Origin of the sequence: Tautonia sociabilis, from assembly GCF_003977685.1 — a bacterium.
GTDB classification, from domain to species: domain Bacteria; phylum Planctomycetota; class Planctomycetia; order Isosphaerales; family Isosphaeraceae; genus Tautonia; species Tautonia sociabilis.
In genome coordinates this window covers 1-2,818 of the sequence record NZ_RYZH01000109.1, presented here as the reverse complement: position 1 = coordinate 2,818, position 2,818 = coordinate 1, and the positions used below count along the sequence as shown (strand labels likewise).

Below are 2,818 nucleotides of genomic sequence, written 5' to 3'. Positions count from 1 at the left end.
TTGGCGGCGTGGATTAGGCATGCAAGTCGGACGCCCCTTGGGGGCGTGGCGAAAGGGTGAGTAAGGCGACGGCAACCAACCCCGCGGAGGGGGACAGCCACGGGAAACTGTGGGTAATCCCCCATGACGCCGGGCCGGGACATCCCGGCCGGGCCAAAGGTGCGACTCCGCCGCGGGACGGGCCGTCGTGGTATCAGGTAGTTGGTGGGGTAACGGCCCACCAAGCCTCTGACGCCTAGCGGGCGTGCGAGCGTGGCCCGCCACACTGGGACTGAGACACTGCCCAGACACCTACGGGTGGCTGCAGTCGAGAATCTTCGGCAATGGTCGACAGACTGACCGAGCGACGCCGCGTGGAGGACGAAGGCCTTCGGGTTGTAAACTCCTGTCGAGGGGGAACAAGGGGCCGTGCAGAGCGGTCCTTGAGTGATCCCTGGAGGAAGCACGGGCTAAGTTCGTGCCAGCAGCCGCGGTAAGACGAACCGTGCGAACGTTATTCGGAATCACTGGGCTTAAAGCGCGTGTAGGCGGATCGCCGCGTCGGTCGCTGAAAGCCCCCGGCTCAACCGGGGGACCGGCGCCGATACGGGTGATCTGGAGGGGCGTAGGGGGAGCTGGAACTCACGGTGGAGCGGTGAAATGCGTTGAGATCGTGAGGAACGCCCGCGGCGAAAGCGAGCTCCTGGACGCCTACTGACGCTGAGACGCGAAAGCCAGGGGAGCGAACGGGATTAGATACCCCGGTAGTCCTGGCCGTAAACCATGGGCACTGGGTAGGGGGCTCGCCGATGGGCCCCCTGCCGCAGCGAAAGCGTGAAGTGCCCCGCCTGGGGAGTATGGCCGCAAGGCTGAAACTCAAAGGAATTGACGGGGGCTCACACAAGCGGTGGAGCATGTGGCTTAATTCGAGGCTACGCGAAGAACCTTATCCCGGGCTTGACATGCACGGATTAGCCTCCTGAAAGGGAGGTGACGCCTTCGGGTGGAACGTGCACAGGTGCTGCATGGCTGTCGTCAGCTCGTGCCGTGAGGTGTTGGGTTAAGTCCCGTAACGAGCGAAACCCCTGCGACCAGTTGCCAGCATTGAGTTGGGGACTCTGGTCGGACCGCCGGCGTCAAGCCGGAGGAAGGCGGGGACGACGTCAAGTCATCATGGCCCTTATGCCCGGGGCTGCACACGTGCTACAATGGGCCGGACAGAGCGTCGCCACTGCGCAAGCAGGAGCCAATCGCAGAAACCGGCCCCCAGTTCGGATTGCGGGCTGCAACCCGCCCGCATGAAGCCGGAATCGCTAGTAATCGCGGATCAGCAGTGCCGCGGTGAATGGGTTCCTGAGCCTTGTACACACCGCCCGTCAAGCCACCAAAGCGGGGGGCACCCGAAGTCGCTGCGCCCGCAAGGGCAGGCGCCGAAGGTGAAACCCGTGATGGGGACTAAGTCGTAACAAGGTAACCGTAGGGGAACCTGCGGTTGGATCACCTCCTTTCTAAGGATGCTGGATTGGCCACGCGTCCGACGGGGGCCCGCCCCCCAGGCCGTGAGCCACATCGGCCCCGCACCGGGGCGGCAGGCGGAAAGACGCCGGCGCCGTCCCCCCCTGGGGACTCGCACCCCACGCGGACGTGATCACCAGCGATCGGTCGTGACGCGGCAATGCTCGCTCGCGACGGAAGATGACCACCCTGGCCGACTGGACAGCAGGACACACACGCCCCGTTTGATCCATCCCCTCGAGCGATCGACCGCATGCCCCCCCCCTCCCCTCGCCCTGGGCGGGGGGCGGGGCCGTCTGGAACCGGACGGCCTCGCCCCCCGGTCAGGGCGGTGCGGCCCGCCCTCGTCGGCGGGACGCACCACACGACCGTCGGCCCGAGGCGTCCGGCCCCGGGCACTCTTTGACAATCCGGCAGGCCGCGATCGAGACACGATCGATCGCAACAATGTCGCGAAGAACGCACGAGCACCTCCACCGGGCCGCGGTTCAGTGCCAAACACACGTTCCGTCGCCGTGTCCCGGCGCTCGTGCGCAGACCAGAACGTAGACCCTTCGGATGATCGAAGTCGACGACGCGAGTCGTCGGTGCCGGTGGCCGTCGCCGCGAGGCGAGGGGCCCCCGGCGGGGGAGCGTGGTCACGCGGACCCAGTAGGCGTCGCCGTCTGTCTCTTAACCAAGGCAGGCGTCGGGGCCGGGTCGGCGTGGTCAAGCCCCGAAGGGCACGGGGGGGATGCCTAGGCGTCGCCGGCAAGCTGGGCGTGGCAGGCTGCGATAAGCTCGGGGGAGGGGCCGAACGCCCGTCGATCCCGAGATGCCCAGATGCGACCCGGGGAACTGAAACATCTCAGTACCCGGAGGAACGGAAAGCAACCGCGACTCCCTCAGTAGCGGCGAGCGAACGGGGACCAGCCTAAACCGTCCGGGACACCGGGCGGGGTCGTGGGGCCACTCATGGGATTTCGGTCCGACGGAGTCACAAAGACAGGATGCAACCGAAGCCGCCTGGAACGGCGCACCACAGGGGGTGAAAGTCCCGTAGGTGACGGATTCTGTCCTCCGAGAGTGGTACCCGAGTAGGGTCGGGCACGTGAAACCCGGCCTGAATCGGCGGGGACCATCCCGCAAGGCTAAGTACCGGGCGACGACCGATAGTGAACCCAGTAGGGCGACCGAATGGTGGGAAGAACCCCGACCAGGGGAGGACACTGAACCTGAAACCCCGTGCCTACAAGCGGTGGGAGGGCGACGAGCACTGCTCCGCCTGACCGCGTGCCTTTTGCATAATGATCCGGCGAGTTCTGGTATCCGGCCGGTTAACCCC

Annotated in this window: 2 rRNA genes; both read left to right on the top strand. The window is 66.1% G+C overall.

The features are described 5' to 3' along the window. Window positions 1-1,487: ribosomal RNA gene (locus TsocGM_RS25495) — 16S ribosomal RNA — on the top strand; the annotation flags it as partial. 713 nt (window positions 1,488-2,200) lie between these two features. Beyond that, window positions 2,201-2,818: ribosomal RNA gene (locus TsocGM_RS25490) — 23S ribosomal RNA — on the top strand; the annotation flags it as partial.